We start from the raw sequence: 25,342 nt of genomic DNA, 5'->3' as shown, positions 1-25,342 counted from the left end.
CGCTTCCCCGTAGCTATTATTTAAACTCAAGGTAACCCACTAGGCATGACTACAGACAACCAGGCCCGCCCCGTTAAACGCGCCCTTATCAGTGTTTCTGATAAATCCGGCATTGTCGATTTCGCCCGTGAACTCAGCCAATTGGGTGTAGAGCTGCTTTCTACTGGCGGCACCTATGCTCTGCTGAATCAAAACGACATTGCGGTAACGGAAGTGTCTGATTACACCGGCTTCCCCGAAATGATGGATGGCCGGGTGAAGACCTTACACCCCAAAGTCCACGGCGGCATCTTGGGACGTCGCGGCATTGATGACGGTATCATGAGCGAGCATGGCATCGACGCCATCGACATGGTTGTTGTCAATCTATACCCCTTTGAAGCGACCGTATCCAAACCCGGTTGTACCTTGGAAGACGCCATCGAAAATATCGATATTGGCGGCCCCACTATGGTTCGGGCGGCAGCTAAAAATCATCGCGACGTGGCGATCGTTGTTAACGCCATAGATTACCAAACTATTTTAGACGAATTGCGCGCCAACGATGGCTGTACTCTTCACGCCACTCGCTTTGATCTAGCCATCAAAGCGTATGAGCACACCGCCGCATACGACGGCATGATCGCCAATTATTTTGGCCGCCTGGTACCAGGTGGCACTGAGAAGTTTCCGCGCACCTTTAATAGCCAGTTCATTAAAGCCCAAGACATGCGCTACGGTGAAAACCCACACCAAGATTCTGCATTTTATGTTGAGCGCCACCCTAGCGAAGCGTCAGTCGCAACAGCTACTCAGCTACAGGGCAAAGCGCTGTCATACAATAATATTGCCGATACCGACGCCGCACTAGAATGCGTTAAGTCCTTCGTTAAGCCCGCCTGCGTTATCGTTAAACACGCCAATCCATGCGGCGTGGCAGTGTCTTTAAACGGTATTCACGAAGCGTATAATTTGGCCTTTGCCACCGACCCTGAATCCGCTTTTGGGGGTATTATTGCCTTTAACCGCGAACTCGATGCGGCCACCGCAAAAGCGATCTGTGACCGTCAATTCGTCGAGGTTATTATTGCCCCCAGCGTCAGCGAAGAAGCGGCAGCCATCGTCGCAGAAAAGAAAAACCTGCGGCTGCTCACCTGTGGCCTATGGGGTGCTAGCAACCCAGCATTCGACTATAAGCGTGTTAACGGCGGCCTGCTTGTGCAAGACCGCGATCTTGGCATGATCGGCGCCGACGAGCTGAAAATTGTGACTAAACGCCAGCCCGAAGAAAGCGAAATTCACGATATGATTTTTGCATGGAAAGTCGCCAAGTTCGTGAAATCAAACGCCATTGTCTACGTTAAAAATCGTCAAACCATTGGTGTCGGCGCAGGCCAAATGAGCCGTATTAACTCTGCGCGTATCGCCGCAATTAAGGCTGAGCATGCCGGCCTTACGATTAAAGGTGCCGTCATGGCATCAGATGCCTTCTTCCCCTTCCGTGACGGTTTAGATAATGCCGCTGCCAACGGGATTGCCTGTGTTATCCAGCCCGGCGGCTCTATTCGCGACGATGAAGTGATTGCCGCAGCAGATGAACACGGCATCGCCATGGCCTTTACCGGCATGCGTCACTTCCGCCACTAAGAAAGAAAAAATCTGTCGAGTGCCCTCTGGGGCGCTCAATCGTAATTATGGCGGCTAAAGCCAGCCGCTTCTTATTTGTAGCAGGAGGAAGTACACGTCAGAGGGCGCGAATCATTTATATTGCGCTCAACGTGTCGCGAAACCATGAATGTATTGATTATTGGAAATGGCGGTCGCGAGCACGCGCTAGCGTGGAAGGCAGCTCAATCTGCCGACGTCGCCACCGTCTTTGTCGCACCCGGCAACGCTGGTACCGCACTTGAGCAAGGCGTTGAAAACATCGCTATCGCCATCAATGATTTCGCCGCGCTGGCAGACTTTGCCACCAGTAACAATGTCGGCCTGACCATCGTTGGTCCCGAAGCTCCGCTAGTCGACGGCGTGGTAGATTACTTTAATGAGCGCAAACTTCCCTGCTTTGGCCCCAGCAAAGGTGCTGCTCAACTAGAGGGTTCAAAGGCCTTTACCAAGGATTTCCTCGCCCGCCATAACATTCCCTCCGGCAGCTACCAGAACTTTACCGAGCTTGAACCGGCACTGGCCTATCTGCGTGAGCAGGGTGCGCCGATTGTGGTAAAAGCCGACGGTCTTGCCGCAGGTAAGGGCGTTATTGTTGCCGAAACCCTTGAGCAAGCAGAAGATGCAGTGCGCGACATGTTATCCGGCAATGCCTTTGGCGATGCCGGCTGCCGCGTGGTCATTGAAGAGTTTTTAGAAGGCGAAGAAGCCAGCTTTATTGTGATGGTGGACGGCGAAAATATTCTGCCCATGGCCACCAGCCAAGATCACAAGCGGGTTGGCGACGGCGATAGTGGCCCCAATACCGGCGGCATGGGTGCCTACTCCCCAGCGCCAGTGGTGACACCCGCAATCCACCAACGGATTATGGATGAGGTTATTATTCCCACCGTGAAAGGCATGGCGAGTGAAGGCAATCGCTATACTGGTTTTTTATATGCCGGTCTAATGATTAATGCCAACGGCGACCCCAAGGTCATTGAATACAACTGCCGTTTTGGTGACCCTGAAACGCAGCCGATTATGTTGCGCCTGCAATCAGATTTAGTGGCGCTGTGCCTGGCGGCAATAGCCGGCAAACTAAACAGCGTCAGTGCCGATTGGGATCCTCGCCCCGCAGTTGGCGTGGTACTAGCTGCGGGCGGCTATCCCGGCGCTTATAACAAGGGTGATACGATCAGTGGTATTCCCGAAGGAAGCAGCAGTGGCAAAGTTTTTCACGCTGGCACCCAATTGGAAAACGGCAATTTAGTCACTAACGGCGGCCGAGTACTCTGCGCAACCGCAATGGGCGACACGGTTAGTGCCGCACAACAACTTGCGTATTCAATTGCCAAACAGATAAAGTGGCGAGATGCCTTCTACCGTAACGACATTGCTTACCGCGCCATTGCCCGAGAGTAAGCTGGCCAAACACCTGCTGTGTGCGGTTTTGCTACTGCTATCTATTACCGCACACGCAGCGCCAATCTTAACGGTGACCTCAAATCAGGGCGCAATCTCGCTTAATGGTTTCAGCGACCTCATCGAAGACGCAAACAAACTCTACCGCATCGACGATATTTTAAGCACCGCCGTTAATCGTCAGTTTCGTCCCGCAGAAAGTGGTGATTTCAATCTATCCCAGAGCATTGGCAGATATTGGTTTCGCTTTACTCTCAGTAATACCAGCAATGAAATAATCCAGCAGTTGCTACAAGTCATGCCGGTAGATCTCAACGCAGCCCAGCTATACACAGAAGCTGGACAACACATCGCGCCAATGTCCACCGACGACTTAATTCGCACCGAAACTCTATTCTCTATTCCAGTGAACGCCAACAGCAGTACCAGCTACTACCTCTCCCTCGAATATCCCTTCGACCGCCAGCTCGAGCTAACCCTGCACGATTACACCAGTTTTCTGGGTGATGTCAGCCAGCGGGAATTCCTTAACGCATTATTTTTCGGCATTCTTATCAATCTGCTGGTATTCAATCTCATCAACGCGGTGCTACACCGTGACTCGCTGTTTCTTATTACCGCGATCTACGCCCTGCTTGTTATTAGCGGGCAAGTCACTGCCTGGGGCTATATTGGCGCCCCGCAAGGATTATTACCCCCGTGGAATGGCTACGGTCTTATCCTCGTTATTTTAGGTATCAGTCTGGTTGATTTAGTCTACGCGCTGCGACTTCCGGTTTTCCCACTCGGCAATCCCGGTCGGTGGCCCACCATCATTCGCCTATTGATCATCGTCGATATCGTGGGTGTGGCACTCAGCATCATCGGCAATGACACTACGGCGGTCATCACCATCTACACACTGTTCCCGCTGAACTCCATCGCGCTATTATTTATTGCCCTTAGCTCCTTTTTCCAAACTTACAACCGACTGATTTTTTACTATATAGTCGCGCGAATTCTAATCGTGTTGATTCTAAGCTTAACAATGTTTAGTTATAGCCTCTCGATCATCACTGCCACCAGCACCAACTTGATCTTAATCTTCTTGGCCACTGTGACCGGCACCACTCACACCGCGCTATTAATCGTCCGGCATCACCAGCGCGAGCGCAAACAGAATCTAGACGAGCAAAGTATCACCATCTTGGGCGCCGTCAATCGTGCCAAAACCGACATTCTCGCGCGCATAACCCATGACATTCGAACACCAATGAGCGCCATGCTCGGTGTCTCAGAACTCTTGCAGGAGACCCGGCTCACCGCCAATCAAGAAGACCACGTGCGCACCCTGCAACGCTCCGGCCACGAACTCCTGCAATTACTGGAAGAAGCCAGTCAAGCGACCCGCTTTAACGAAAATGACATTGAACTCAGCAATGAGCTATTGAGCGTGCCGGAAATTATCGACGAATCTGTTTCCGGTTTCCGCAATATTGCCGCCGAACAATCCTTAGAATTTATTTGCGACATTGATAGCAATGTAAACGAAAAGCTTATCGGCGATTCCTCGCGCATTCGCCAGTTACTGTCGCACGTGATGAATAATGCCTTTGAACACTATGAATCAGGCTATATCCTCCTCAAAGTCTACTCTTCAAGCCTTAAACAAGGCTTACTTAACTTTGAACTAAGCCATCGCGGCAAACCCTTTAGCACGCTGGAAAAACTCGCCCTTAACGGCTCAACGTCTGAGCAAGACGGCATCATCAATACCCGTCTAGCCATCGTCTCACAGCTAATAGCACGAATGAACGGCAGCGCTGCGGTGCGAACATCGCCTACCGGGGTGCACACTCTGCGTTTTTCCATACAGTTGGGAGTGCCGAATAATGATGACGTTAATACTTTGCAAATTCGCACGGGCTTACTGAGCAATAAGCGACTGCTAGTTGTAGACAGTAACCAGACATTCTGCAAAGTCGTTAGCAAACAGTGCAGCAACTGGGGAATGCCCGCATTTACAGCCAATAGCGACAGCGCGGCAATCGCCACTATCCGCAATCAGTCGCTCTTAAACGCCCCCATCGACATTATTCTCATCGACCACACTCTACCAGGTGGCGGGCTAACACTAGCTCAGCGAATATACGACGAAACCAAGGATCAACGAAACACGCCCATAGGCCTGATGCTCGCTCACGCCAATATTATCTTCGACCGCGACAAACTGCGCGCCGCGGGTATCCGCCGAGTGCTGAGCAAGCCGCTCACCGGCATTGCTCTGCGCAGCGCCTTGCTCGCCGAATGTCACTTTGACGCCAATGCGGTTAGCCACTTGCCCGATCAATACCAAACCGATGCCCTCACCTTAAATTCATTGGAATGCTTAATCGCCGAAGACAATCCCACCAACGCCCAAGTCCTAACCCGCATGCTAAGCAGCCTCGGAATCACCGTGCATCGCGTTGAAAATGGCCAGCAAGCGGTCAATATATTTATGCGCAAACGCTTTGACGTGGTGATCATGGATATCGAAATGCCGATCATGGATGGCGATGAAGCGACTCGCCAAATCCGCCAGTTTGAAAAAGACGAAGAGCGCGAGCGCACTCCCATTATTGGCTTAACCGCCAATGCCCTAGACGAGCAGCGCGACAGCTATTTGCGCGCGGGAATGGATCTACATTTGGTAAAACCAATCCGCTTATGGGAACTTGCCGAGGCCATCAAACGCTGGACCGGCTATCAGAAAAACAAGTCATGACTCCCTAATTCGGCTACAATATCCTCCGGAGGTCAAGGCCATGACTCGACAATACACCTTACTTGATCGCGCCCTGATGGGAGCAGATCGAAGTCTAAAAACCCTTGTTACAGGCAGTAGTACTGCCCGGCGCCAAAGCCCTGCCCAACACATTAGCAGCTCGCCCAGTGCCGACCAGGATCGTCGCCATATCGCCGGCTTAATGCGAATTAATCATACCGGCGAAGTCTGCGCACAGGCCCTGTACCAAGGCCAGGCACTAACAGCAAAAAATGCCCATGTTAAAGCCTCTATGGAACATTCCGCGGCCGAAGAAATTGACCATCTTGCCTGGTGTGAGCAACGCCTGCACGAGCTTCAAAGCCATACCAGTCATTTAAATCCGCTATTTTACGCCGCCTCATTTGCGATTGGCGCTGCGGCGGGTGTGATTAGCGATAGAATTAGTCTTGGTTTTGTTGCCGCCACTGAAGATCAGGTCTGCGAACATCTGCGCGAACACCTGCAAACACTGCCGGCTGATGACCAAAAATCGCGCGCCATACTGCAGCAGATGCTAGAAGACGAAGCCGAGCACGCCGCCACAGCAATAGCAGCAGGCGGACAGGTCTTTCCAAGCCCAGTAAAAAAAGCCATGAGCTTGATGTCCAAGGTCATGACCGGCAGCACTTACTACGTATAGCGAGCTAGCGCCCGCTAATCGGCGGGTGAAAAATGAGTTGTACCAAATTGCCGTCGGGGTCAAGACAGTAAAAACTGCGGGCACCGTCACGATGAGTGCGCGGCTCGGTCTTAATACTCACCTGATTCGCCAATAAAAACGCATGCCAAGCATCCACATCCTCTGGGGCGTTTAAAATAAACCCAATATGATCTAGACGCTGCCCAGCCACCGGCCGAAGCGGCCCCTGATAGCGGTGCAGGGCAAGATTATCATTGCCCGAGCACAAATAGATATTGTCTGGATCTGGCTGCCACTCCACCGTCATACCCATAACGTCAGTATAGAAACAGAGGGTCTCGTCGAATTTTTCCACAAACAGGGCAATATGGCGCATGCCACCATGTGGATTAGGACGAACTAGCTTCTCAGACACTGTCGATGACCTCGTGGCTATGGCTGACTTCGACGCCCGCCGCTCCCATCATAATAGACGCGGAACAATATTTTTCAGCGGACAATTCCACCGCACGTTTGACGTGTGCTGCTTTTAAATTTTTACCACTAACAACAAAATGCAGGTGTATTTTTGTAAAAACGGCGGGCACCGCATCGGCGCGCTCGGCATCCAGATCACAGCGACAATCCGTCACATCTTGACGCGACTTTTTCAACATTGTCATCACATCAAATGACGCGCAGCCGCCCATGCCCACTAGCAGCATTTCCATGGGGCGAATTCCCATATTACGGCCGCCATGGTCTTCTGGACCATCCATCACTACCGAGTGACCACTCCCCGACTCGCCGAGAAACATAACACCATCTACCCACTTAACCGTCGCTTTCATTTTACCCTCATAGCGATACCAAAAAAATTGGACTAAGCTTACCACAGCGCCCAGATTCTAGCTCGCCATGGCCAGCAAAGCAGGTCATACTGAGGGCAGCCATGGGCCGAAAACACCATTTAAATCTGCCCGCAACTTAGTAAATGGATTTACTGTTTTAACGAGAGCCCCAAGCTGTGTTGAATCCCTTAAAACCAGAAATAGCCGATTTAGAGAACTTTCTCAGTCACTGCCATCGGCGGCGCTACCCCAGTAAAAGTACGCTCATCTACGCCGGCGACGCCAGTGATGCCCTGTACTACATTACCGAAGGCTCGGTCACCGTCATTATTGAAGATGACGAAGGTCGCGAAATGATCGTTGCCTACCTCAATAAAGGCGACTTCTTCGGAGAAATGGGGGTTTTTGATGAAGATATTCCAGTAACTCGCAGCGCCTTAGTTAAAAGCCGCACCGAGTGCGAAATCGCTGAAATCAGCTATACCAAATTTCGCGAGCTCAATAAGCAATACCCAGACATCCTCTTGGCGCTGGGCAAGCAAATGGCCAAACGGCTGCGACTAACCACACGCAAAGTCGGCGATCTCGCGTTTTTAGATGTCACCGGCCGCGTGGCTCGCACGCTCTTAGACCTCTGTAAGCAACCCGACGCCATGACCCATCCCGACGGCATGCAAATCAAAATCACCCGTCAGGAAATTGGTCGTATCGTGGGCTGTTCCCGGGAAATGGTTGGCCGTGTATTAAAGACCTTGGAAGAACAGGGTTTGGTGCAAGTAAAAGGTAAAACCATGGTGGTCTACGGCACCCGCTAGCGCGCTCAGATGCCGCATCACTTAGGCAAATAATTCTGCCAATTTCTCGCCGGGCTCAGGCGCTCGCATAAAAGCCTCCCCCACTAAAAATGCATTCACCCCATGTTCGCGCATTGCAGACACATCCTCTGCGGTGTGAATACCACTTTCGGTCACCACAATATAATCAGCGCTGATCGACGTCAGTAAATCGAAAGTATTCTGCAGCGAGGTTTCAAAATTGTGTAAATTGCGATTATTAATGCCCACCAAGCGATTACCCAGTGGTAGGGTTCGCGCCAACTCCTCGGCGTTATGAACTTCAATTAAAACATCCATTCCCAAGCTTTGGGCCAGTTTATTGAGGTCTGTCATGGCCTCATCATCCAGCGCTGCGGCGATCAATAAAATACAATCAGCACCAATCGCGCGCGCTTCATAAACCTGATAGGGATCTATAATAAAATCTTTGCGGATCACCGGCAGCGAACAGGCCGCACGCGCCTGCTGTAAATACGCCTCCGCACCCTGAAAAAAATCCGCATCGGTTAATACTGACAAACACGCTGCTCCGCCCATTTCATAGCTTGATGCGATGTCGGCTGGATTGAAGTCTTCGCGAATCACGCCCTTGGAGGGTGACGCTTTTTTCACTTCGGCAATCACCGCCGACTTACCGGCAGCCAGCTTGGCTTCTATAGACTGCACAAAACCGCGGGGCGCCGATGCGCTGTGTATTTGCTCTTGCAGTTGAGCGATCGACATCCGCGCACTGCGCTCAGCGATCTCTTCACGCTTGCGATCAAGAATTTTTTTGAGCACCGTTGGGGTGCTGCTATTAGTCATCATAGCTCGGCCTCAGGAGTGGGATTCAGGCCCTGGCTAAAAGCCGCCAGCTCACCCATTTTTTCTAGCGCTTGGCCACCATGAATAGTGTCCTCGGCCAAGGCCACACCGTGCTTTAAAGTACTGACAACACCCGCCACATATAAGGCGGCGCCAGCATTAAGGGCAATCATATCCGCCGCTTTTTTACCCGCTTCGGTTTCACGTTTGCCTAAGGCATCGCGAATCAAAGCCAAGGAGGCCTTGCTGTCTGAAACATCCAGGCCCACCAAACTCTGACTGCTTATCCCCACATCTTCAGGTGTCAGCAGGTATTCACGAATCTCGCCATCTTTAAGCTCCACCACTTCCGTGGCGGTCGCCAAACTAATTTCATCCAAACCGTCTTTGGCGTGAACTACCATCACATGCTCGGCGCCCAAACGCTTCAAGACCTCAGCTAAGGGACGGCAGAGCTCGGAACTAAACACACCCAACACTAGACGCGTCACGCCCGCAGGGTTGGTCAGCGGCCCTAAGATATTGAAGATCGTGCGCTGGGCAATATCACGGCGCACACCAATTGCGTATTTCATGGCGCTGTGATGATTAACCGCAAACATAAAGCCAAGGCCCACTTCGCGAATGCAGCGTTCAACCTGCTGGGGATTCAAATTGAGTTCAATGCCGGCGCTTTCCAATACATCGGCACTGCCGCTTTTAGATGACACCGAGCGGTTGCCATGCTTTGCCACCTTGGCACCCGCCGCGGCAATAACAAAGGTACTGGCCGAGGAGACATTAAATAAATTGGCGCCATCGCCCCCGGTGCCAACAATATCCACCACGTGGTCAAGGCCATCGATATTCACCGGTGTCGCTAACTCGCGCATAACTCGGGCGGCACCTTCAATCTCATCCAGACTTTCGCTTTTCATGCGCAGCGCAATAAGAAATGCGGCAATCTGAGCATCGCTGCATTTACCAGTCATAATATCGCGCATTACCGCCGCCATATCGTCGGTACTCAAGCTTATACTGCGCACCACCAAAGCCAGTGCATCTTTAATATTCATATCGCTCATGCGCTGCGCTCCAAAAAGTTTTTAAACAGCTCGTGGCCCTGCTCTGACAAAATCGATTCTGGATGAAACTGCACGCCCTCAATATCTAAGATCTTGTGGCGCACGCCCATAATTTCATCTACTGATCCGTCGGCGTGTTGGGTCCATGACGTGACTTCCAAGCAATCCGGCAAGCTGTCTTTTTCAATCACTAGAGAGTGGTAGCGGGTCGCCACTAGCGGATTATTTAAACCGCTGAATACACCGCTATTGTGATGGTGCATAGGCGAGGTTTTACCGTGCATCACCGCACGCGCGCGCACAATCTTGCCGCCAAATGCCTGACCAATACTCTGATGACCCAAACACACACCGAGAATGGGAATCTCGCCAGCAAAAGCCTTAATGGCCGCCAGTGAAATACCCGCCTCATTGGGCGTACAGGGGCCAGGAGAGATCACTAGGTGGGTGGGCGCCAGTGCGCGGATCTCGTCAATACTAATCTCATCATTGCGCAGCACTTTTACATCGGCGCCCAACTCAGCAAAATACTGTACGACGTTGTAGGTGAAGGAGTCGTAATTATCGATCATTAATAACATTATGACGCCTCCCCTCTTGAATTGGTCTCACTGGCTGCCGTGCATTTTACCGCCCCCTGCACCATCGAGGCCGCTTTGAATACCGCTCGCGCCTTATTCATGGTTTCCTTCCATTCCAGCCTGGGCTGGGAATCGGCAACAATACCGGCGCCGGCTTGAATATGAAGTTGATTGTCTTTGATCACTGCGGTGCGAATCGCAATGGCGGTATCCATATTGCCATTCCAACTTAAATAACCCACCGCACCGCCATATACACCACGTTTTACCGACTCTAACTCATCGATAATTTCCATGGCACGGACTTTCGGCGCGCCGCTTAATGTGCCAGCGGGCAAGGTGGCCCGCAGCACATCCATGGCGGTAATATCGTCACGCACTTGCGCGCGAACATTAGACACAATGTGCATAACGTGGGAGTAACGCTCCACCACCATTTTATCACTCAACTCCACCGTGCCTGTTTTGGCAACCCGGCCGGCGTCATTGCGACCTAAATCGATGAGCATTAAATGCTCGGCGATCTCTTTAGGATCAGCCAGCAATTCTTTCTCAAGCGCCAAGTCTTCGGCTTCAGTATGTCCGCGACGACGCGTACCTGCGATAGGACGTACCGTTACCTCGCCATCTTCCAGCCGCGCCAAAATTTCCGGCGAAGAACCGACAATATGGAAGTCGTCTAGATTGAGATAGTACATATATGGAGAGGGATTGAGGTGCCGCAACGCGCGATAAAAATTAAGTGGTGAGGCAGTGAATGGAATACTTAGACGCTGAGATAACACCACCTGCATCACGTCACCTGCCAGCACATATTCACGCACTTTTTCGACGGCATCTTTGAAATTATCCTCGCCAAAGCTCGACACAAAGTCTGCTTCAGCGACACCGTCGGCGTCTAGATTTAGCTCTGGTAGCAGCGGTGACACACCACGCAGCAACTGCTCATAGGAATCCAGTCTCTGCTGTGCTTTCTTATAGGCTTTGTCATCCGCCGGATCAGCGTGGGTAATAATCTTAACGGTGCCAGAAAGATTATCAAAAACCAGTAATTCCTCTGACACCATTAATAAAATATCTGGTGTTCCCAAGACGTCAGCTGGCGTACCCGCCAACAACTTGGGTTCAATATAACGCACACAATCGTAGGCAAAATAACCGACCAGACCACCGTAAAATGCAGGCAGCTCGTCGATTTCAGGCACCTGATAGCGAGCCTGAAAAGCCTCTACAAAGGCAAGCGCGTCTTCACATTGATGGGTCTCTATTACATCGCCATCACAGGAAATGGTGACCTGTTTGCCCTCGGCCCGCAGCACCGTGCGCGCGCCCAAACCAATAATAGAGTAACGCCCCCATTTCTCGCCACCGTGCACAGACTCGAACAGAAAACTGTAGGGCGCTGCGGCGAGTTTTAAATAGGCACTGAGAGGGGTGTCAAGATCGGCGAGCACATCGCGATAAACCGGTATCCGGTTATAGCCTTGCTGCGCCAGTTCATTGTATCGCTGGGCTTGCATGATAAATCCTTAAAAATGGGGGACGGCTTAGTAATCTGCTGGTTGCAGTAATTTGCTTATTGCAAGAGCTACCATCGCCATCGACGGCAATCACACAGCGGTGTTATGCGGGCGTTATGCGCCATTTTTTCGGACTCGTCACACGTCATTAGAATAGCGGATATTGTAACCGAGGCAGCACCCTGGGGAAACCTCAAAAATAGTTGCCCCTGCAGGCGCCGATCAGTGCGCCCTATGCCCGCATCAGACGCCCGATAATATTAGGAGCCTAAGGCGCTGCCAACCCAAGCTTTTAAGTAGGATGTTTCAAGCCAAGGCATTCATACCATCACTGATCACTTTCATTCATTACTGGCTTGCGGATAAGCTGCTGCATACTTTGCTGTACGTCGGGTCCGAGCAAGGCCACCCAGCGCTGCGACAAAGCCTCCAAGCGTTTATCAACCCGCAGAAACTCGCCCATCTCATGCTCAGTCGCGAGCAATAAACCCTGCTCAATCAAGGTGTCGATATAGCCACGGAAAAGATTTTTATCAAAGTATTCCGGTGCTTCTCGACCACTCAAGATTGCCAGACGCTGGGCCATCTCAATAGTGTGTAGCTCAACATCGTCCCGCAGGGCGGGTACTTCAGAAATATCCTGCACCAAAAGCAAACTGGTAATAGTGTAACGCTCAAAGGTCTCACGCAAAATTCGGCCCAAGCCCGTTAACACCGCATAGCCTTCGGTGCCGACATTGGCCCGACTGAGACTGTCACCCGCACTCTCTCGAGTAAGTAGATTAAGCGCAACGAGATTATTAATTTGCTCTTTTACAGCCGCAGCGCAGTCCTCAAGTTTGACCCGCAGGAATAATTCATTTTTAACAAAGGGGTATAAAAGGACACAACCCTCTATTAGCTCTGCCTCGCTCACGGTTTGACTGTGGCGGAAGAAACGCGCAATCAAACTCGGCAAGGCCAGTACATGCATAACCGAATTGCGGTAATAGGTCAGCATCACCGCCTCGCGGCCGGTAGCGGTAATAATCGGGCCCCAGGGATGATCTATTCGAGACAGGCCGGCTGTCCGCGCCGCCTGCTCAAAAATCTCTTTTGCGCTGCCTTCAGGCAATGTGATATCTGGGCTATAGGGCAGGCGTCGTAAAATCGCAATAAAGTGATCTATTTGCAGCAGCAACTCGTCTTCGGCCATCGCGCGCTGCGGACTAGACAGCAAAATCATCGCCACTAAGCCGATGGGATTAACCACCGCCGCCGCATTTATCCGCTCCATATTTTCCTGCGCAATATAATCAATTACCGCAGGCACAAAGGAATTGTCCCCAGATTGGCTGAGCTTGCGCCAATTGGGCTCGATATGACTAAAACACTCATCCAGACTTATCGGTTGTCCAAAGGCCACATGGGGACTGCCATAGGAAGACTTAAAAATTTTGCGGGCCTTTAATAAGCCACTTGCCGACTCACTTTGCTTGCTCGCACCACGCAGTTCTTTGACGTAAGAGGCACTTTCCACAAGCTTGTCATAGCAAACATAAACCGGCACCAAGGCCACTTTGCGCCCAGGCTGCTGCACAAAGCTCTCGACTGTCATTTTCAACATACCGCGTTTCGGCGGCAGCAAACGTCCGGTGCGACTTCGGCCACCCTCAGGAAAGAACTCAACCGGATAGCCCCGACCCAACAGCACATCTAAATACGACTTAAACACCGCTGAATATAATTTTTTACCGTTAAAACTACGGCGTATATAAAAGGCGCCACCGCGACGCAGCAAACCACCCACTGGCCAAAAATTCAGGTTCACACCTGCCGCAATATGCGGTGGCACTAGACCCTGCACATAGAGGGTATAAGAAATCAGCAGATAGTCGAAATGACTGCGGTGAGATGGCATATAAATTAACTGCCGATTATTGGCAGTCTCGCGCAGGCGCTCGATATGATGAATTTTTAAACCAGAAAAAATTCTCCGAAACGCCCAACTCAATATCAACTCGAGGGCTCGAATCATTCGCCCATCAAAATTGGCGGCCACTTCTTCGGCCATTTTGCGGGCTTGTTTATTGACCACGCCCGGCTTGGCAATGGATGTTTCCTGCTCTTCAGCAATGGCATCGCGAACCGACTGACGACGCAATACCACATCAATTATTTGCTGGCGCGATAATAAGGTGGGGCCAAGACTTGCGGTTTTGCGCCTGGAATAATAAAACGACAGCATGCGTGCCATGACTGCGGCCGCGGCCACCGGATCCTGTTTGCGGGCAACAAAAGTACTGAAGTGCACAGGCTGGGCAATATGGATAAGTACATTGCGACGCTGAGCCAATATAACCATAAGCTTGCGAAAAGCACCCGCCCGCTCTCCGTCACCTAATAATAATTTGAAAAACGAGGTTTCACTGCCTGGATCCCGACCCCAAAACACCGATACCGGCACAATCCGCAAGGGGTAGTCACCTTCAGCCGCCTGTGCAACCAAGGCCGCCATGGTATTCACTCCCCGAGAACCACCTCGCTGACCGCCCAATACCGGCAAATACAAACACGCGGCGCGATCAACATCAGGTAACTTCCCCGCTCTGGCGTTCAATAGCGGTAGTTTGTGGGTCTTAAAAACGCGCTCCAGCAAAAACCGATCGGTCCAGCTATGCTGCCGGAGTACGTAGCAAACCGGTTTGCCGTCTAATTCCGCATGTAATGACTCATCGAACTGCACCAACTTGGGTTTAATACCGGCAAGAAATGGCGCGGACAACATCCGACACAGCACAAAAAATAAACGGGTAAACCAAGGCATAATACGCAAATCCTTATAAACTGATGCCGGTCGTCCACACCGTTAAGTCGCTCGGCATGGGACTTTTTATTAGCAAAATGAGCCATCGGCAGCGATTTTACTTGGTCTGTCTCGCCGCGTCGCGTTTTTCGCACCCGAGCATGCGAATGATGGCCCCTTGCAAGCAGTGCCCGCAACAACGGTCCGCGCCCCCGGAACACGCGATTACTGTATAATTAGCTGCAATCCAAGGTATAAAAACCTTAGCTGATATTGTCTTACCGCTTTATGCAGGCCATACCATGACATCTACCAACAGCCCCGTTTTCGACAATAGCTATGTCAAACAAGGCGAGCAATTTTACACCGCGCAGGCTCCAAGCTCAGTGCCGGCGCCGAATGTAATTCGTATCAATGTCCACTTGGCGAGCGAATTAGGCATAGACCCACAGTGGCTGGCCTCGCCCGAGGGCATTGCCAGCATGGCCGGCAACCATATTCCTGCCGGCGCTGAACCCATCGCCACCGTTTATGCCGGGCATCAATTCGGCGGTTGGAATCCGCAGTTGGGTGACGGGCGGGCTGTCTTACTTGGCGAACTGCTTGCGGACAGCGGCATCCGCTACGATTGGCAACTCAAAGGCTCAGGTCGCACGCCCTACTCCCGAGGTGGCGACGGTAAATCGCCCTTGGGGCCAGTACTGCGCGAGTATATTCTCTGCGAGGCGATGGCGGCACTCAATGTACCAACGACCCGCGCGCTCGGCGCGGTGACTAGCGGCGAGCTCGTTTTTCGAGATCAGGCGCTGCCCGGCGCGGTATTCAGCCGTGTTGCACAAAGTCATATTCGGGTCGGCACCATGCAGTATTTTGCCGCCCGCCAAGACACCGCCGCACTGCAAAGCCTGAGCGACTATCTCATTAATCGCCACTTTCCCGAGGCCGCTCAAGCCAGCAATCCAATTTTGGCCATGCTCAATAAGATCATTCAGCGCCAAGCTACCCTTATTGCGCAATGGCAATCTATCGGCTTTATTCACGGCGTGATGAACACCGACAATATGTTGCTGTGCGGCGAAACTGTCGACTACGGCCCCTGCGCGTTTATGGATAACTACGACCCTGCAACAGTATTTAGCTCCATCGACCAAAAGGGCCGCTACGCCTATGGCAATCAGCCCGGCATTGCCCATTGGAATCTGGCGCAACTTGCTCAAGCCCTAATCCCGATTTTGGATAACAGCCTTGATAACAATGAAAGCACCCAGGAAGAGCGCGCCATAGCCATTGCGCAAGAAGCGCTGAACACCTTCCCCGACTTATTCCTCAGCGCCTACCAAAACATTATTAAAGACAAATTGGGAATCGCTACGTTCACCGAGCAAGATGACGACTTGTATCAAAACCTGCTCAAACTAATGGAACAAGAAAAAGCCGACTTCACCCTGTGCTTCCGTCGCCTTGCCGAGCTGGCCGATGAAGCCGCCTGCGTTAATAGCAGTATTCGCGAACTTTTTGACTTCAACGACACCTTCACTACTTGGCTACATGAGTGGCGCCAGCGTCTTAATAGCGACTCGCAATCGCCCGCTCAACGCCAAGCGAAAATGTTTAAAGCAAACCCGGTTTTCATCCCTCGCAACCACTTGGTCCAAGAAGCCATTGCTGCCGCTGAAAGCAACGGTGACTTTAGTTATTTTAACCAGCTAGTAGACGTGCTCGAAAACCCCCATACTTTCGACCCAGAAAATCAGCGCTACGCCATGCCGGCCAAACCAAACGAAAGGGTGTTAAATACCTTTTGCGGAACCTAATAATGCTTCGCGCTTACAACAGAATATCAGCAACTAACACCAGGGAAACAAAATGAGAATTTGCGGCGTGGAACTCACCGGCAGCGATGCCGTTGTCTGCTTACTTAATTTAGAAAACCAACAATTTAATATACCGGACTGCCGGGTGCGCAAATTGAGCATACCCAAAGAACACAATCAATATGACATAAAGCAATTTCAGGCCGCTTTCGCGCAACTAATGAAAGACTATAAAGTCGACAAAGTCGCGATCAAGGGTCGTTTGCCAAAAGGTAAGTTTGCCGGTGGCGCAGTCAGCTTCAAGCTGGAAGCATGCATTCAGTTGATCGCAGACATCGATGTAATCGTAATCACCTCGTCTCAGGCCAAAGCCGTTTTAGGGGAAAATCCTCTGCAAATTCCGTTTGCCGACACCGAGCTAAAAGGCTTTCAAGAAGCCGCCTTTGTCACCGCCTATATCGCCCTCCAAGCCACGGTATAAATAGTCGCGGCCACTAGGCCGCGCGCTCATGAGACTCCGCTATGACAACATCAAAACGTAGCGGTAGTTTTTGTAAAGTATGGGCAAACATCGAAGCGACAAACGGCGCATCACCACTTATTGTCATATTTTTGGTGCGCAATAAAAACTCTCGCAGCACAATCCGAATCTCGCTACGCGCCAGTTCTCGGCCTATACACGCGTGAATACCGTGACCAAAGGTAAGGTGTCGCTTACCGTTGGCGCGATTTAGATCAACCTTATCAGGATTTTCGAACACCGATTCGTCGCGGTTAGCGGCCGCCCACATGAGAAATATACGACTGCCCGCTGGCAATTCAACATCGTGTAATACCGTGTCGGTTTTAGTCCAACGAAAATGTCCCTGAAACGCAGCTTCAAGCCTAAACACCTCCTCAACAAAGTTATCTAGCTTACTCATATCTGCCCTTATTTCCTGTTCAACTTCAGGATTTTCAATAAGCAGTTTTAGGGCATTACCCATACTGGTGGCAGAGGAGTCACTACCCGCAACAAGCAGCTGAAAAATACTACTCACCGCCTGCTGGTCTGTCATTGGGTTACTGGGGTCTAAGGCCGCACTAACGAAAACGCCGCAGAGATCATCACGGGGGTGATTCTTGGCAATCGCCAATTGCTGCCAACAGTAGCGAATAAACACCAGAATCTCAGCGCGACTTTTGGCAACCTCCACCGAGCTGGCAACCCCGCTTTGGGTAGAAATTGTGTGCATACACCAGTATTTAATTTTGTCGTAATCTTCGGCGGGAAAACCCAGTAGCTTGATAATGATCTGCATTGGCAGGCGCCACCCGACTTGCTGCATAAACTCCACTTCACCGCTGTCTACAAACTTGTCCATCAGCAGACGACACTGGGTTTCGATTTCAGACTCAAGGCTTTTAACAAAACGAGAATTCAAGCCTTTATGCCCCACCTTGCGATCGTTACTGTGCTGGGGCTGATCCGCCACGGCCAATACATCACAGGGTGTTAAACCCAAAGCCGCTAAACGGTCTTGTTTGCGGCCCTCTTCGACCACACTCTGATGTGGCTTCAAGCCAACAATGGCGCCCTGATGAGTAGATGAAAATAACTCGGTGTTACGGCAAACATCGGTAATATCACTATAACGAGATAAACAGTAAATGCCGTTCTGCAAACGATAAACTGGGTACTGCTCGCGGAGCATGGCGTAAAAACGGTAGGGATTTTGAAAACACGTATTCTCAAGCGGTCTAAAATCTTCTGGGCTTTGCGGATGCTCTGGAATAGGCTCAGCGAGTGAAGTGCCAGCACTAATCTGAGCACCACTGCGGCGACGTTTTTTGCGCCAATACATAAAGCGTAGCAGCCCTTCAATGGAGTAAGAAAGCAACAGGCGGCGGCTATGGTAGAGAAAATCTGGCATATGAATATGCTCTGAATTATTGGTGAAATGATGCTAGCACGTTGGGGTTTACATCGTAAACTCAAGCCAGCTAAGCCATATTAATAAAACGTGAAAACCTGCTGTGACTGCGAAGCAGCCAGCAATGATGACTCGCTACAAAACATTAGTGGCCTTGGAATTAAGTTATAGCTCTTCGATATTATCGAGACACCACTGGGCGCGTTCTAATGTAGCCTGCCGCGTTTCTTCGGGCATTTTATCCCAGGTTTTATAAATCATACTCTGGCGCGGGTTCTTGCTGAAGCTTTGGCGATGAGCAAGCATAAAGTGCCAATATAAGCTGTTAAGCGGGCACGCGGTGTCACCGATTTTATCTTGTACTCGGTAGTGGCAGTCGCCGCAGTAATCACTCATTTTGCGAATGTAATTGCCGCCTGCCGCGTAGGCTTTAGTTCCCACCAAGCCGCCATCAGCATATTGACTCATGCCCCGCGTGTTTGGCATCTCCACCCACTCCAGCGCATCCACATATATACCCAAGTACCAGCCATCCACTTCCTTGGGGTCGATGCCGGTAAGAAGACAAAAATTACCGGTCACCATCAGGCGCTGAATATGATGGGCGTAGGCGTAATCCAGCGACTGACTAATAGCCTGCGACAGACAGCGCATCTTAGTTTCGCCAGTCCAAAAATAATCAGGTAGTGGCCGCTCAGCACCTAAACTATTCAACTCCGCATAGCTCGGCATATTAGCCCAGTACACACCCCGAACAAATTCTCGCCAACCCAGAATCTGACGAATAAACCCTTCTATTTGGGCCAGATCAATCGCGCCCTCACTGGCCTCAAAAGCCTGCAGCGCAGCATCGATGACCTGGCGCGGATGGAGGATTTTCGCGTTGATAGCAAAGGATAGACGCGAATGATATAGGCTCCAGCGCTGGCTTCCCTCCGCGGTCATGGCATCCTGAAACCGACCAAAACGGGGTAGTAAATAGCCGCAAAAATAATCCAGCATTTGCAGCGCCTGCCGCCTACTGACGGGCCACAAAAGCTGCGCGTCTGCGCGACCAATGTAGCGAACACCATGGCGATCAAGGCGCTGCAATATCTCAGTAACGTCGTTGGCAAAGACCAGAGGCTCTGGCAGCTCAGCGATATCGCTGGGCGTGAGACGCTTACGGTTTTCACTATCAAAATTCCAGCGCCCTCCGCATGGCTCATCACCGTCCATCAAAATGTGATGCCGCTGGCGCATTAAACGATAGAAATTTTCCAAGCGGCGATGCTTGCCCGCAGTGAACTGACGGGGTATTTCGTCAAAGGCTAGTAAAAAATGTTCGCTATCCCATTCCTCGACCGTCACATTTTTCGGCGCCAGCGCCTGCAACTGCATTAGCAGGCGATACTCGTCTGCGCGCTGATACTGAAATACCTTAGCCTTGCAGTCCTGCAATGTAGATTCAATCAGCGCAGGCAAATCACGATAGGCTGCGCTGTCATCCAAGGTGAGGTAATGCACGCGATGTCCGGCGCTTTGCAGAGCCTCGGCAAAGGCGGCCATGCTGGCAAAAAAAGCGCAGATTTTCTGCACGTGATGAAGGCAGTAGTCGGTCTCCTGACGCAACTCCGCAATCACGTAAAGCACCTCGTCATCCACTTGCTTGAACCAACTGTGGCTGGCATTAAGCTGATCACCGAGAATCAGCCTGACCGTATTAGCAGCATTCAAGGTCCACCCCCATCTTTGAATTTAGCCTTGCTTGATTTTGGACCGCATCGCTCATTGTGATTCAGACTCCCCGCCACAGGGCCAGCCAACCATGTCTTGGCTATCCATTGCCGCTACTGACTCACGCCCTCGCCAGCGCTCAATAAATTCACCGCCAGGGTCAAACTGGCGGGCTTGTTTCTCGAGATCAAAGTGACGGTGTCCGCGGGGATCAGCACCCACCCCCGCCAGGTATTGCCAATTGCCCCAATTGCTGGCCATATCATAATCAATTAGCTGCTGTTCAAAATACGCCGCGCCGTATCGCCAATCCAGCTGTAACTCATGAACAAAGCAACTGGCCACAATCTGGCGGCAACGATTACTCATATAGCCAGTCTCATTGAGCTGGTGCATACAGGCATTCACCAACGGCCACGGTGTTTTGCCTTGGGTCCAGGCGCGGAATCGCTCGGGATAAAAACTGGTCAGCGGTTTGTGTTGTTTAATGCCTTGAAAGCGAAATAGATTGTTACCATGCTGATGGGCATACCACTGAAAATATTCCCGCCACAGCAATTCCACATAAATCCATTCGGTGGAGTCATTGGCGCCACAGCGCGTCTCATAGTCCCGCAACTGGGCAACAATTTCACGGCCAGACACACAACCCAAGGCAAGCCACGGCGAGAATTTAGTGGAGTGATACCAGCGATTTAAGTCATTGCGAAGCAGCTTGTAGTTACCCGGCCAGTGGCTTCCGAAGTAGGACCTAGCGTGCTCAAGCCCGGCAGCCTCGCCACCATTAAAGCTACATTCCTGATAACTATTGGCCACCGGATACTGACTGTGTGGCGGCAAGTCCGCAGGGGGCGGCGGCAATTCAGTGATCGCCGGCAAGGGGCTGGGAACTCGCAGCTCGGCGACTGCTTTTCTAAATTGCGAAAACGTCGGCGGCAGTGCAGATGGCGCAAAAGGCAGCGCATCCAAGCCAAACAAGGTATGACTATCCATTTCCTGAAACTGAGTGGCCGGAAAGCACCGTTTTAGGGTTTGCCACTGACTACGCTCATAACTTCCGGGATGGCGGCTGCGATAAACCTCATCTACCGGATAGTTTGCCAAAAGGTCACCGATGCCTTTAGTTGGCGAGCTATAGCAGACTAGTAGGCGCTGCCCGAGCTTATTAAGCGCACGGTCGAGCTGGCCTAGGCTCTCTTCTAAAAAGCGCTGCCGCTGACTAGATATGGGCGCATCACCCAAGATATGCGGCGAGCTGCGCAACAGCGCTGGGTCTACACAGGCCACGCACAGCAGGCGGTCAACACGACCCGCCAGCGCCCGCAGCGGCGCAAGATCATGCAGCCGCAAATCGTTGCCAAACCAGTACAGCCCCAGTTTTTTCATCCCGATCTTCAGTCCTTTTTGTACTGGGTTTTAATACAAGCGCCGACGACACCTTGCTTACCCCGTGAACGTGTAGGTCTTTATAGGTCATGGGAAAAGGTTTGGATTTTTAGCACCGCAGATTAATTCCCTGCCTACCCTGCTCCACATTTATCACCACAGCTTAGACCACAATACTCATCCGGACTTATTACGCAGTCGGCGTTACATCGGGGTCGGTCCGCTCCTGTTTACATCTATCTACGCCTAATTAGGCGAGCAGTGATAAAGTGGCTACCTCTATGAGGAATTCTATATACTATTTGCTCTTCCTCGGGTTTAGCCGGAAAAGTCTTATGCTGTTTGATGAAAAAGAGAAAAAGCTCCTAACCCTCACAAGGGATGATCCCAATAACCCGCTAGCCTCCTATTCTAAACACGCCTTTGTACTGGATGATTTCGAATGGCCGTCGGTAGAACACTACTATCAGGCAATGAAATTTGACGACGCCGAGTATCGTGAAAAAATTCGTCAAGCACCTCACCCAGCAGAGGCTTCAAAGTTAGGCAAAAGCAAAGCGCATAAAAAGCGTAAGGGCTGGCATAAAGTCAGTGTGACGTATATGACGCGCGGCACCTACATCAAATGCCGCACCCACCCAGAAGCCGCTCAAATGCTATTGAACTCAGGCCAAAGGGAAATTAAGGACGTCAGCCAATATGACTACTTTTGGGGCAGCGGCCGCGACATGCGCGGAGACAACACCTTCGGCAAAATGCTGATGGGGGTTAGAAATAAACTACGCGAAGAAATGAATAAAGAATAAGCTTTTCCAAGAAGACCGCGTGGCAAGGCACTGTCAAAGTGCTTCCCTAAGCTCAAGCGTATAACACCGTGACCCCAAAACCAGCAGTTTATGGGGCCACGATGACTGCCTTACTAGGCTTTTTCTAAGGCTTGGCTGACATCGGCAATAATATCGTCGATATGCTCAATACCCACAGAGATTCTAATTAAATCTGCACTCACGCCGGCAGAAGCCAGCTCTTCAGGATTTAACTGACGATGAGTGGTAGACGCGGGATGACAGGCTAGCGATTTTGCATCACCGATATTTACCAGCCGTAAAATCATTTCCAGAGAATCAATAAATCGTGTGCAGGCCTCAATACCACCAGTAAGCCCAAAGCTTAAAATACCTGAAGCCCGAGAATTAGTGATTTTCTGACAAGTCGCAAAGTAAGGGCTATCCGGCAAGGCAGCATAGTTTACCCATTCAACCTTCTCATGATTCTGAAGATAGAGCGCCAGCTTTTCAGCATTCTCGCAATGGCGATCCATACGCAAGCCGAGAGTTTCGAGTCCCTGCAACAGCTGAAACGCATTCATTGGCGACAGAGCGGCGCCGGTATTTCGCAGCGGTACTACGCGGCAACGGCCTATATAGGCTGCTGGCCCCAGCGCCTCGGTGTAAACAACGCCATGATAGGAAGGGTCAGGCTCATTCAAAATAGCAAAACGCTCCTTGTTAGCAACCCAATCAAACTTACCTGAATCGACTATCACACCGCCAATAGTAGTGCCGTGGCCACCAATGTATTTGGTGAGCGAGTGCACAACAATATCGGCGCCCAGCTCAAATGGACGGCAGAGATACGGTGTTGCCACGGTGTTATCAACAATTAATGGCACGCCGTGCTTGTGGGCAATTTCCGCCAAGCGAACAATATCGACAACATTGCCCGCGGGGTTGCCGATAGACTCACAAAATACCGCCTTAGTCTTATCGTCAATCGCTTTTTCAAAACCTTCGTAGTCGTCGGCCGAGATCATTCTAGCCTCAATACCTTGCCTCGGTAGCGAATGCGCAAAGAAATTATAGGTTCCGCCATACAACTGGCTTGTACTGACAATATTATCGCCAACCTCACAGATACATTGAATGGCATAGGTAATGGCGGCCATGCCAGAGGCGACACATAGCGCACCAACACCACCCTCCATTGCGGCGATACGCTTTTCCAATACATCGTTGGTTGGATTCATTATGCGGCTGTAAATATTGCCCGGCACCTTAAGGTCAAATAAATCTGCGCCGTGCTGGGTATTATCAAAGGTATAAGAGCTTGTCTGGTAAATCGGAACCGCTGCGGCTTTTGTGGTTGCTTCCGATTTATAGCCTTCATGCAGCGCAATTGATTCTAGTTTCATAGCATTCCTTTAATTAAATAATAGACATTATTAAGGAGGATTGAGGCCGTCGCTAAGCAAAAAACCAAGCGCCATGAGGCTTAGTCACTACTGAGATTTTTATTCACCAGGCTAAGGCTAGTGTTCTTATGTAAATCGCTTTTATACTGTCTTGGCTTCAAAAACTGTGTCGTATAAGCCGCTATATCAGCAAGCCGGTGTTTACTCCGTGAACAGCCGACTAGGCATTTTTCCGGTATACCCATGATCTGTCAAGTAGCGCGCCCTGCCATCAGTTTAGGGCGCAATCCGCAGTTAACACTCAAATCGGTTACCATAGCGACGGTGAGCGTTCTCTCACCACCATCTGCCGCCTGTGAAGTATTTCCATGAGCCCTACCAACCGCCGTGTCTGCCAAGCCATTCTCTATGAAATAGGCGCTGTTGCCATGGTCACACCAATACTCAGCGTCGCATTTGACGCTGAAGTTTCGACGACCTTACCGCTCTCTGTTCTTATGGCCACTATCGCATTGGTATGGAATTACATTTTTAACGCACTTTTTGAACGCTGGGAAAAAAACCAAATCGCCAAGGGTCGATCTTGGCGTCGGCGTCTAGTGCACGGCGCAGGCTTTGAAGGCGGGCTGGTGCTTGTATTAGTGCCACTCACCGCCTACTGGTTGGACATCACATTGCTGCAGGCACTGCTTGCCGAGATTGGGCTGCTCGCCACGTTCTTCGTCTACGCTATTATCTTCACCTGGGCCTTCGATAAGATCTTTGGACTTCCGATCTCAGCACAGGACCGCAGCGCGTGAACAGTCCCTCCGATACCCTTAAATTAAAATACCTGCAGGGCTATCCAGAACACCTGCAAAATCAAATCCGTAGCCTGATTAAAGAACAGCGCTTAGGTGAGTATTTAGCAAAACGTTACGGCGGCCAACACAGCATTCAAAGTGATAAAGCGCTATACGGCTATGTAAACACCTTAAAGCAGGAAAACCTTCGCACTGCACCACAAATTAACAAGGTGCTATTTGATAATCGCCTGGATCTGACCCACCGCGCGCTCGGCTTACACACTGCCATATCGCGGGTACAAGGCGGCAAGCTCAAGGCAAAGAAGGAAATCCGCGTCGCCTCGCTATTTAAGGATGCGGCGCCCGAATTTTTAGAAATGATTGTGGTACACGAACTCGCGCATTTAAAAGAGAGCGATCACAACAAGGCGTTTTATAAGCTGTGTTGCTATATGCTGCCGGACTACCATCAACGCGAATTTGATTTGCGGGTGTACCTGACCCTCAGAGAACTCCCCGACCTGTCTTAGGCACCTACCACCGAAGCAAAGTAGGCTTCACTCAGCCCAGCTTAATTTCCACCCAAGCTTCCAACAAAATGGTTTTTGCCACAAACCGTACTAAATGCAAACTGAAATGAA

Annotated in this window: 21 protein-coding genes; 10 read left to right on the top strand and 11 right to left on the bottom strand. The window is 51.0% G+C overall.

Translation table 11 applies throughout. The annotated features are described in order from the left end of the window. Positions 1–45 precede the first annotated feature (45 nt). From purH to coq7, 4 genes are all read left to right on the top strand, one after another. Complete coding sequence (gene purH / locus AB4875_RS06345) at positions 46–1,626, top strand: bifunctional phosphoribosylaminoimidazolecarboxamide formyltransferase/IMP cyclohydrolase (RefSeq protein ID WP_368375209.1); 1,581 nt, start codon at positions 46–48, stop codon at positions 1,624–1,626. Between the two features lie 144 nt (positions 1,627–1,770). Beyond that, on the top strand, positions 1,771–3,048 hold the full coding sequence (gene purD / locus AB4875_RS06340) for a phosphoribosylamine--glycine ligase (RefSeq protein ID WP_368375208.1): 1,278 nt from the start codon (positions 1,771–1,773) through the stop codon (positions 3,046–3,048). Continuing rightward, the gene (locus AB4875_RS06335) at positions 2,999–5,794 is read left to right on the top strand and encodes a response regulator (protein ID WP_368375207.1); all 2,796 of its coding nucleotides are present in this window, start codon (positions 2,999–3,001) and stop codon (positions 5,792–5,794) included. Before purD ends, AB4875_RS06335 begins: the two co-directional genes overlap by 50 nt. A gap of 40 nt (positions 5,795–5,834) precedes the next feature. Continuing rightward, positions 5,835–6,476, top strand: coding sequence for a 2-polyprenyl-3-methyl-6-methoxy-1,4-benzoquinone monooxygenase (coq7, locus tag AB4875_RS06330; RefSeq protein WP_368375206.1), 642 nt, complete (start codon positions 5,835–5,837; stop codon positions 6,474–6,476). 4 nt (positions 6,477–6,480) lie between these two features. Here coq7 and AB4875_RS06325 read toward each other — a convergent pair whose 3' ends face one another. Next, a complete protein-coding gene (locus AB4875_RS06325) occupies positions 6,481–6,891 on the bottom strand; it encodes a VOC family protein (RefSeq protein ID WP_368375205.1) in 411 nt (136 codons plus the stop codon). After that, positions 6,884–7,306 (bottom strand): OsmC family protein, encoded by a 423-nt coding sequence (locus tag AB4875_RS06320; RefSeq protein WP_368375204.1) that lies wholly within the window; start codon positions 7,304–7,306, stop codon positions 6,884–6,886. Before AB4875_RS06320 ends, AB4875_RS06325 begins: the two co-directional genes overlap by 8 nt. Positions 7,307–7,482: 176 nt before the next feature. Here AB4875_RS06320 and crp point away from each other — a divergent pair, with 176 nt between their 5' ends. Beyond that, a complete protein-coding gene (gene crp, locus AB4875_RS06315) occupies positions 7,483–8,121 on the top strand; it encodes a cAMP-activated global transcriptional regulator CRP (RefSeq protein ID WP_368375203.1) in 639 nt (212 codons plus the stop codon). 21 nt (positions 8,122–8,142) lie between these two features. On the opposite strand, the gene trpC is transcribed toward crp, so the two are convergent. The 5 genes from trpC to plsB form a co-directional block, all read right to left on the bottom strand. Further along, entirely contained in the window at positions 8,143–8,949 is an 807-nt protein-coding gene (trpC, locus tag AB4875_RS06310; protein WP_368375202.1) for an indole-3-glycerol phosphate synthase TrpC, read from the bottom strand. Next, positions 8,946–10,001, bottom strand: a complete 1,056-nt coding sequence (gene trpD, locus AB4875_RS06305) for an anthranilate phosphoribosyltransferase (protein WP_368377054.1) — start codon at positions 9,999–10,001, stop codon at positions 8,946–8,948. Before trpD ends, trpC begins: the two co-directional genes overlap by 4 nt. Positions 10,002–10,006: 5 nt before the next feature. Beyond that, on the bottom strand, positions 10,007–10,591 hold the full coding sequence (locus tag AB4875_RS06300; protein WP_368375201.1) for an aminodeoxychorismate/anthranilate synthase component II: 585 nt from the start codon (positions 10,589–10,591) through the stop codon (positions 10,007–10,009). Further along, the gene (gene trpE / locus AB4875_RS06295; protein ID WP_368375200.1) at positions 10,591–12,111 is read right to left on the bottom strand and encodes an anthranilate synthase component I; all 1,521 of its coding nucleotides are present in this window, start codon (positions 12,109–12,111) and stop codon (positions 10,591–10,593) included. Before trpE ends, AB4875_RS06300 begins: the two co-directional genes overlap by 1 nt. A gap of 328 nt (positions 12,112–12,439) precedes the next feature. Next, positions 12,440–14,917: a glycerol-3-phosphate 1-O-acyltransferase PlsB gene (gene plsB / locus AB4875_RS06290; protein ID WP_368375199.1), complete on the bottom strand. Its 2,478-nt coding sequence runs from the start codon at positions 14,915–14,917 to the stop codon at positions 12,440–12,442. A gap of 281 nt (positions 14,918–15,198) precedes the next feature. On the opposite strand from plsB, the gene AB4875_RS06285 reads away from it, so the two are divergent. Further along, complete coding sequence (locus AB4875_RS06285; RefSeq protein ID WP_368375198.1) at positions 15,199–16,710, top strand: protein adenylyltransferase SelO; 1,512 nt, start codon at positions 15,199–15,201, stop codon at positions 16,708–16,710. Positions 16,711–16,762: 52 nt separating this feature from the next. Beyond that, entirely contained in the window at positions 16,763–17,191 is a 429-nt protein-coding gene (locus AB4875_RS06280) for a DUF3010 family protein (RefSeq protein WP_368375197.1), read from the top strand. A gap of 13 nt (positions 17,192–17,204) precedes the next feature. On the opposite strand, the gene AB4875_RS06275 is transcribed toward AB4875_RS06280, so the two are convergent. The 3 genes from AB4875_RS06275 to AB4875_RS06265 form a co-directional block, all read right to left on the bottom strand. Then, the gene (locus AB4875_RS06275; protein WP_368375196.1) at positions 17,205–18,623 is read right to left on the bottom strand and encodes a cytochrome P450; all 1,419 of its coding nucleotides are present in this window, start codon (positions 18,621–18,623) and stop codon (positions 17,205–17,207) included. A gap of 165 nt (positions 18,624–18,788) precedes the next feature. After that, positions 18,789–20,339 (bottom strand): cryptochrome/photolyase family protein, encoded by a 1,551-nt coding sequence (locus AB4875_RS06270; RefSeq protein WP_368375195.1) that lies wholly within the window; start codon positions 20,337–20,339, stop codon positions 18,789–18,791. Positions 20,340–20,390: 51 nt separating this feature from the next. Then, positions 20,391–21,725 (bottom strand): DASH family cryptochrome, encoded by a 1,335-nt coding sequence (locus AB4875_RS06265; RefSeq protein WP_368375194.1) that lies wholly within the window; start codon positions 21,723–21,725, stop codon positions 20,391–20,393. 335 nt (positions 21,726–22,060) lie between these two features. On the opposite strand from AB4875_RS06265, the gene ybiA reads away from it, so the two are divergent. Further along, positions 22,061–22,531 (top strand): riboflavin biosynthesis intermediates N-glycosidase, encoded by a 471-nt coding sequence (ybiA, locus tag AB4875_RS06260; protein WP_368375193.1) that lies wholly within the window; start codon positions 22,061–22,063, stop codon positions 22,529–22,531. A 113-nt stretch (positions 22,532–22,644) separates the two neighbouring features. Here the strand turns inward: ybiA and AB4875_RS06255 are convergent, their stop codons facing one another. Then, positions 22,645–23,916 carry an O-acetylhomoserine aminocarboxypropyltransferase/cysteine synthase family protein gene (locus AB4875_RS06255; protein ID WP_368375192.1) on the bottom strand — a complete coding sequence of 424 codons (1,272 nt, stop codon included), beginning with the start codon at positions 23,914–23,916 and terminating at the stop codon, positions 22,645–22,647. Between the two features lie 368 nt (positions 23,917–24,284). On the opposite strand from AB4875_RS06255, the gene AB4875_RS06250 reads away from it, so the two are divergent. Together AB4875_RS06250 and AB4875_RS06245 are read left to right on the top strand one after the other, a co-directional pair. Then, a complete protein-coding gene (locus AB4875_RS06250) occupies positions 24,285–24,716 on the top strand; it encodes a PACE efflux transporter (protein WP_368375191.1) in 432 nt (143 codons plus the stop codon). Then, complete coding sequence (locus AB4875_RS06245) at positions 24,713–25,231, top strand: M48 metallopeptidase family protein (protein WP_368375190.1); 519 nt, start codon at positions 24,713–24,715, stop codon at positions 25,229–25,231. Before AB4875_RS06250 ends, AB4875_RS06245 begins: the two co-directional genes overlap by 4 nt. Positions 25,232–25,342: the final 111 nt, after the last annotated feature.

The organism is Zhongshania sp. R06B22 (assembly GCF_040892595.1).
Taxonomy (GTDB): Bacteria; Pseudomonadota; Gammaproteobacteria; order Pseudomonadales; family Spongiibacteraceae; genus Spongiibacter; species Spongiibacter arctica.
The sequence above is the reverse complement of the archived record's forward strand: the minus strand, read 5'-3'. Positions and strand labels throughout refer to the sequence as shown.

Excerpts from the sequence above, each read along its gene's own strand:
- purH (WP_368375209.1), top strand. The coding sequence starts at position 46 with ATGACTACAGACAACCAGGCCCGCCCCGTTAAACGCGCCCTTATCAGT.
- purD (WP_368375208.1), top strand. The coding sequence starts at position 1,771 with ATGAATGTATTGATTATTGGAAATGGCGGTCGCGAGCACGCGCTAGCG.
- AB4875_RS06335 (WP_368375207.1), top strand. The coding sequence starts at position 2,999 with ATGCCTTCTACCGTAACGACATTGCTTACCGCGCCATTGCCCGAGAGT.
- coq7 (WP_368375206.1), top strand. The coding sequence starts at position 5,835 with ATGACTCGACAATACACCTTACTTGATCGCGCCCTGATGGGAGCAGAT.
- AB4875_RS06320 (WP_368375204.1), bottom strand. The coding sequence starts at position 7,306 with ATGAAAGCGACGGTTAAGTGGGTAGATGGTGTTATGTTTCTCGGCGAG.
- trpC (WP_368375202.1), bottom strand. The coding sequence starts at position 8,949 with ATGATGACTAATAGCAGCACCCCAACGGTGCTCAAAAAAATTCTTGAT.
- trpD (WP_368377054.1), bottom strand. The coding sequence starts at position 10,001 with ATGAATATTAAAGATGCACTGGCTTTGGTGGTGCGCAGTATAAGCTTG.
- AB4875_RS06300 (WP_368375201.1), bottom strand. The coding sequence starts at position 10,591 with ATGTTATTAATGATCGATAATTACGACTCCTTCACCTACAACGTCGTA.
- trpE (WP_368375200.1), bottom strand. The coding sequence starts at position 12,111 with ATGCAAGCCCAGCGATACAATGAACTGGCGCAGCAAGGCTATAACCGG.
- plsB (WP_368375199.1), bottom strand. The coding sequence starts at position 14,917 with ATGCCTTGGTTTACCCGTTTATTTTTTGTGCTGTGTCGGATGTTGTCC.
- AB4875_RS06285 (WP_368375198.1), top strand. The coding sequence starts at position 15,199 with ATGACATCTACCAACAGCCCCGTTTTCGACAATAGCTATGTCAAACAA.
- AB4875_RS06280 (WP_368375197.1), top strand. The coding sequence starts at position 16,763 with ATGAGAATTTGCGGCGTGGAACTCACCGGCAGCGATGCCGTTGTCTGC.
- AB4875_RS06275 (WP_368375196.1), bottom strand. The coding sequence starts at position 18,623 with ATGCCAGATTTTCTCTACCATAGCCGCCGCCTGTTGCTTTCTTACTCC.
- AB4875_RS06265 (WP_368375194.1), bottom strand. The coding sequence starts at position 21,725 with ATGAAAAAACTGGGGCTGTACTGGTTTGGCAACGATTTGCGGCTGCAT.
- ybiA (WP_368375193.1), top strand. The coding sequence starts at position 22,061 with ATGCTGTTTGATGAAAAAGAGAAAAAGCTCCTAACCCTCACAAGGGAT.
- AB4875_RS06255 (WP_368375192.1), bottom strand. The coding sequence starts at position 23,916 with ATGAAACTAGAATCAATTGCGCTGCATGAAGGCTATAAATCGGAAGCA.
- AB4875_RS06250 (WP_368375191.1), top strand. The coding sequence starts at position 24,285 with ATGAGCCCTACCAACCGCCGTGTCTGCCAAGCCATTCTCTATGAAATA.